Source organism: Paenibacillus pinihumi DSM 23905 = JCM 16419, from assembly GCF_000422505.1.
Taxonomy (GTDB): domain Bacteria; phylum Bacillota; class Bacilli; order Paenibacillales; family Paenibacillaceae; genus Paenibacillus_D; species Paenibacillus_D pinihumi.
This window is the reverse complement of record NZ_AULX01000049.1, coordinates 1-6873: the sequence shown is the minus strand read 5'-3', so window position 1 is coordinate 6873 and position 6873 is coordinate 1. Positions and strand designations below refer to the sequence as shown.

General features: G+C 53.8%; 2 protein-coding genes. Both read right to left on the bottom strand.

What is annotated here, in order from left to right:
• Nucleotides 1–4780, bottom strand: a 4780-nt coding sequence (locus H583_RS32950; protein WP_154665892.1) for a non-ribosomal peptide synthetase, incomplete at its 3' end; no start/stop codon positions are given.
• 215 nt (nucleotides 4781–4995) lie between these two features.
• Nucleotides 4996–6873, bottom strand: a 1878-nt coding sequence (locus tag H583_RS32945) for a condensation domain-containing protein (RefSeq protein WP_036709680.1), incomplete at its 5' end; no start/stop codon positions are given.

The window sequence follows — 6873 nt, the reverse complement described above, 5'->3', positions numbered from 1 at the left end:
AATGATTGTGCAGGCTGATGCCCAGACGCTTCAGGCAGGCTTGCACCTGCGGGGTCACAACCAGCTGCTCCCCGGCGGTAATGATATGACGCACGCACCCCGGGAAGGCTTCCGCCCACTCTGGCTCGGCGAAGATGAACTTCAGGAACGCCACCGGCAGGTACAGGACGTCGATGTGGTTGGCCTCGATTTCCCGGAACAGGCGCACCGGCTCCTTGCGCGTCTCGTTGTCGATCATCAGCAGGCTTCCCCCGGACAGCAGCGCCGAGAACATTTCCTGATAGCAGACATCGAAGCTGCCGGACGCATACTGCAAGATGCGCGACGGGAGCGGAATACTCGTCGCCTGCTTCTGGAAGTGCAGCAGGTTGACCATATTGCGGTGCTCCAGCATGACCCCTTTCGGATTGCCGGTTGTGCCCGAGGTGTAGATGATGTAGAGCAAATCCGACGGCTGGCTGATGCCTGGAAGGTTCTCCCCGTTCCCTTGATACAGCGCCTCATCGCGCACATCCAGCCTGTGAACCTCATCCGGGAGGATGCTGCCCAGCGGCGATTGGGTCAGCACCAGTCGGGCGCCGCTGTCGGCCAGCATATAGCGGATGCGCGTCTCCGGATATTCCGGATCGATCGGCACGAATGTACCGGACGCCTTGAGCACAGCCAAGACCGCGACTACGGTCTCCAGCGTCCGCTCGACAATGATGCCGACCGGTTGCTCTCTGGTTACGCCCTGCTCCCGCAGTGTCCATGCCAGCTGGTTGGCCTTCCGGTTCAGCTCCCCGTAGGTCAATTGCTCCCTGCCGAATATGGCGGCGGCGGCATGCGGTGTCCGCTCTGCCTGCTCGGCGAACAGTTCATGGATGGTTTTGTCTGCCGGATATGCCATCGCTGTATGATTGAAATGCTGATGCAGCAAGTCTTTCTCTTCTCTTGTAATTACATGTAGTGTTGAGATTGCCGCTTGCGGTGCATGCGTCATTCCTTCGATGACTTGCACAAAATGGCGGCAAAGCCTCTCAATTGTGGCCTGCCCGTACAATGCAGTTGCATATTCCATTGTGCAATGCAATCCGTCGCCATCTTCGGTTACGGTCAGGTTCAAATCGAACTTGGCCGTTCCATATTCACTTGCATGTGGCCTCACCTGAAGGCCGTCGAGATCGAATGCGCGCATTTCCGTATTTTCCAGGGCAAACATTGTGTCAAATACCGGGTGCCGGCTCATATCTCTGGAAATATGCACGTTCTCCACCAGTTCCTCAAACGGATAGTCCTGATGCTCGAATGCCCCCAGTGTCGTTTCTTTGATTTCTTCCAAATACGCCAGCACGGATTTGGCGCCGGAAGGATAATTGCGAATCGCCAGTGTATTGACAAACATCCCGATCAGCGGCTGCAAATCATCATGGGTGCGTCCGGCAATCGGCGTGCCTACAATGATATCTTCCTGTCCCGAATACTTATGCAGCAATAAAGTATAGGCTGCGAGCAGCACCATGTATAAGGTCGTTCTTGTCTCTGCGGCCAGCTCACGCAAGGACTGGCTTTGCTCAGGTCCGATAGCGAATTCAAATACAGCCCCTTCATGGCTTTGAACAGCAGGCCGCACATGATCAGCCGGAAGCTCAAGCACCGGCAATACACCTTTCATTTGCTGCAGCCAATAGGCCTCCTGACGCTTCAACTGCTCCAGTTGATCGGCGGAGCGCTGCCATGCGGCGAAATCCTTGTACTGTATGCTCAGCGGCTCAATTTCGCTGCCGCTGTATAAGCGTGTGAACTCTTCCACCATGATTCCGATTGATGTTCCGTCCGAGATGATATGATGCATGTCGAACAGCAAAATGCATCGCTCCGGTGCAAGCTCGATCAGCCCGGCTCTGAGCAGCGGCGGCTTCGCCAAATCGAAAGTTCGAATGAATTGGCGCATCCTCTCCCCGGCTGCCTTTTCATCCTCTGCCTTCAATTCCTCTACCGCAAAATCGACGATTGGACAAATTCGCTGTACAGGCTCTCCGTTCACCATCTCAAAGCCGGTTCGAAGCGTCTCGTGGCGGGCGATAAGCTGCCGGAACGCATGATTCAGCCGGTTGCGGTCGATCTTGCCTTCCAGGAGCAGCGCACCCGGAATATTGTAGCTTTGTTCCCCGCCCTCCAGCTGGTGCAGGATGAACAAACGCTTCTGCACCGAAGATACCGGGTATACCTCCATTTCCGCAACTCTGGGGATCGGTGTGTATGAGCGGCCTTCGGTATCAGCCATAAGCACTGCCATCTCCTCCAGAACGGGATGACGGAATACATCCCGCAGGGACAAGCTGACATTCTCTTCTTTATGCAGCTTGCTGACAAGCGTCGTCGCGCGCAGAGAATGGCCGCCAAGTTCGAAGAAATTGTCTTTTGCACCCACCCTGGTCAGGCCAAGCACGTCTTTCCAAACACGGGCAAGACGGATTTCCTGATCTGTTTTGGGCGCTACATATTCCGTCTCCGACTGGATATGCTCTTCCGGCTCGGGGAGCGCTCTGCGGTCCACCTTGCCATTTGTCGTAAGCGGCATTTTGTCAAGCTGGATTAAGTAGGCCGGAATCATATAGCTTGGCAGTTCTTTGGCAAGCTTTGCTTTCAGCTCGGCGGCGGGCAGCGCACGATCCGCCACGTAGTACGCACACAGCTGTTTTTCCCCGTCGCTGCGGCCGCGCACGACAACCGTCGCCTTTACTACCGCTTCCGACTTGAGCAGTTGCGCCTCCACCTCCCCAATTTCGATACGATGGCCCCGGATTTTGACCTGATCGTCAATTCGGCCTACATATTCAATCGTTCCGTCCGGCAGCCATCTTGCCAAATCACCTGTCCGGTACATGCGTTCACCCGGTGCGAATGGATTTTCAACGAATTTCTCAGCCGTTAAATCCGGACGGTTCAAATAGCCGCGGACCAATCCTTCTCCTGCAACACATAATTCTCCGGCAACCCCGATCGGCTGCAACCCATTCCGTTCATTGACGATATAGATTGCCGTGTTGCTGAGCGGCTTTCCAATTGGAACGCTTACTGCATGCTCCGCAATTTCGGTCACATCATGCCACGTTGCATACACGGTGCTCTCAGATGGTCCGTATGCATGTTTTAGCCTGCCGGGGCCTGTGAGTTCGAGCGCTTTTCGCACATGGGAGACAGATGCGCGCTCGCCTCCGAATAAAATCACGCGAACATTTCGCAGACAGTCTGTGTTCACATCCACAATAACATTGAAATATGCAGTCGTAATCAGCATGACCGAGATTTGCGCGGATTCAATCAGTCCCGCCAGCTCTCGCGCATCCAGAAGCGTAAGCTGTGGAACGAGTACAAGGTGTGCCCCGTTTGTCAAAGCCCCGAATATATCGAACGCAGAGCCGTCGAAGGAATAGCTGGACAATTGCAGCACCTTATCCTGCTCTGTAATCTCAATATAGTTGGTCTGTTTCACAATCCGCACAATATTGCGGTGTGTCGTCATGTTTCCTTTGGGCTTGCCTGTCGTTCCCGACGTATAGATAATGCATGCCAAATCCGAAGCTTCATTTACCGGTTCCAGATTTGAAGCATCGGTATCGTAGTATTGTTCGTCGTCAAGAAGAAGGATCGTACTGCCCGCGTCTGTAACGGGTACGCGACTAAGCAGGTGGCGCTGCACCAGGTTGACACGTGCATTGGAATCTTCCAGCATATAGCGGATGCGTTCCTCCGGGTATTCCGGGTCAATAGCAACGTAAGCTCCTCCTGCCTTCAGAACGGCCAGCATTCCGACAATCATGTCGAGGGATCTTTCGGCCATGAGCCCGATCAGCGAACCCGACTTCACGCCTTCAGCCCGCAGCGTTCGTGCAAGACGGTTGGCGCGCTCATTCAGTTCCCGGTATGTCATCCTTGTGTTCTCATAGGACAAGGCAATCGCTTCAGGCTGGCCTTCCGCATGCGCCTCGAACAGCTGATGGAGCGTCACTTGGCGGGGGAAATCCGTCCATACATCGTTAAATTCACGCAGCAAGCGGTGCTGCTCTTCCTCTGATAAAAGCTCGGCATTGCCAATCGGCTGGTCAGGCTGGAATAATACAAATCCCAGCATACGGAAAAAATGCTCAAAGGCTGAAGCAATGTAGGAGGCATCATAGCGGTATTCATCATAGACCACCTCCAGTCTGAGCCCGTCGCCCATCTTGTCAAAGCGGAAGGTCAGTTCGCAACTGACACTTTGCCAGGCGGAGGAGGGATGGATCGCCGCATAGGAAACGATCGTATTCATAATGGGCAATCCTTGCAGGTCTTGCTCCAGACTCAGGTTCTGCACCATTTTGCGGAATGGTATGTTGCGATGCTCAAGTGCTCCTCCGATAGCTGTTTTGATGGCTCCCAATACGGTACGGAAGCTGCTGCCCCCTGTAACGCCAACCTTTATAATGAGGACGTCATGAACAGAAGGATCATCTGCGGGCACATCCATTGCCGGCATGCCCACAAGTACGTTTTCCCGGCTCGTATAGTTGTGAAGCAAGCAAGAGATCCCTGCAAGCCCGATAATGTAGAGGGCAATATCCGACCCGTTCGCAAGAGCGAACATTCTGTCTGACAGTTCGGAAGGCAGTGAACGGGTCATAGTAGCTTTGGGTGACGGCAGCTCTCCTCCTGCTGCTCTTCCGGTGCTGTTGCAGTATGGCAAAATGCTCATGCTGTCATCTGAATCAAACATCCCATTCCAATAGGCTTCTTCTTTCTCAAATACCGACTTCATTCATGAACCTCCCAGCCTTGACGTGTATGGATTAGGGTAGCGTGTTTCCTGGAAATAGCGGCGCACACTCCCGAAATTAAGCAGTAGCTTGCAAATTTTCGTCCAAAGTCCAGAGTCCTGCAAGTATGAGGGAAACAGCACAGCCATGGTTGCGTTGATAGAGAGGGTAAGGCGGTTCCGCCTTACCCCTCATAGGTGTTACGTTGCAGATACGTCTAGAATACAAACTCTATCGTTTCAATTTTGTTTTTCTCCGCTGTCTCCTGGCCACTAATGGAAATATCCTGAATCCGGATATGCGGGTTTTCGCAAATTTGCGACAGCACCGTCAGGTAGTCCTTCATCATACGATGAATTCCTCCTGCCTTGAACAGCTTTGAAGCATAGAGGAAGCTGCCGTTAATGACACCATTCTCCTCCGATACGGACAGCGTCAGATCAAACTTCGCGCTTACCGAGTCATCCGCTGTATAAGGCGAGATTGTCATACCACCCAGTTCGATTCCCCTCTCTTCCATATTCTGCAGGACGAACACAGCGTCGAAGAGCGGATTACGGCTCGGCTCCCACTGCAGATTCAGACGGTCAACCAGTTCCTCAAACGGATAATCCTGGTGCTCGAATGCCCCTAGTGTCGTCTCCTTGACCTCCGTGAGGAAGGCATTATAAGTTTTGTCGCCTTGCACATAATTGCGAATCGCCAGCGTGTTGACGAACATTCCGATCAGCGGCTCCAGATCGGCATGGCTGCGACCGGCAACCGGGGTACCGACAATGATGTCATCCTGACCGCAATATTTGGACAACAGAATCTGATAGGCTGACAGCAGCACCATATACAGCGTGCCCTCATGCTCCGCAGCAAGCTGGTTCAACTGCCGTGTCACTTCCGGATTAACCTCGAATTCGACTTGTTCGCCTTCAAAGCTGCGAACCGCTGTTCTGTCGTAATCCATCGGCAATTCGGCGTTTGGCAATTCGCCCTGCAGGATGCTCATCCAGTATTTTTCCTGACGCTTCGAACGGTCGTGATTCGCTTCCGAATGCTGCCAGACTGCATAATCCTTATATTGAATACGAAGCGGCGGAAGCTCTTCATTCGCGTATAACCGGGTGAACTCGTCTACCAAATTGCTCATCGAGACACCGTCTGAGATGATATGGTGCATATCGAATACGAGAATGTGCCGTTCCTGCTCCACAGCGAACAATCCGACACGCAGTAATGGTGATTTCTCCAGATCGAACGGACGGATGAATCCGCCAATCAGCTCCGGGACATTTTCCTCAGACACCTGTCTGTAATCAATAGAGAATTCTGTATGTCTGTGAATTTTCTGCATGGGCTCACCGTCTACCATCCCGAAGCTGGTACGCAGTGTCTCATGCCGTTTGATCAATTTTTGGAAAGCGGTCTGGAACTGCTCCAGATTAAGCTCTCCATCAAGCAGCATCATGCCTGGCATATTGTAGCTGAGCTCGCTTCCTTCCAGCTGACTCATGATATAGAGACGCAGTTGGGCCGAAGATAACGGATAGTATTCTTCCTCCTCTGCGACGGGTATCGCTACATACAGCTCCCTTTCCATTTGCGAAATCGCCTCTGCCATCTCTTCGATGGTCGGGTGGCGGAACACGCCCCGGAGCGGGAAGTTGACGTTCAATTCCTTGTACAGCCTGCTGACGAGTGTCGTCGCCCGCAGCGAGTGGCCCCCCAGCTCGAAGAAGTTATCCTTTACCCCTACGCTCGGCAGTCCCAGTACCCCCTGCCAGATGCCTGCCAGCTTCGCTTCCGTCTCCGTGCGCGGTGCCACGAACTCGGCTCCGGTCTCGATCCCGCCTTCCGGCTCCGGCAGCGCACGACGGTCAATCTTCCCGTTTGGCGTCAGCGGCAGCCGCTCCAGCTGGACGAAGTACGATGGAATCATATACCCCGGCAGCTCCTGCGCAAGGGCTGCACGCAACTCTCCGGCGGCTAACGGATGCTCGGCTGCATAATACGCGCATAGCTGCTTTTGCCCCGCATGGTCCTCCAGCGCCACCACTGTGGCCTCCTGCACCGCAGGCACATGCAGCAGCTGTGATTCCACCTC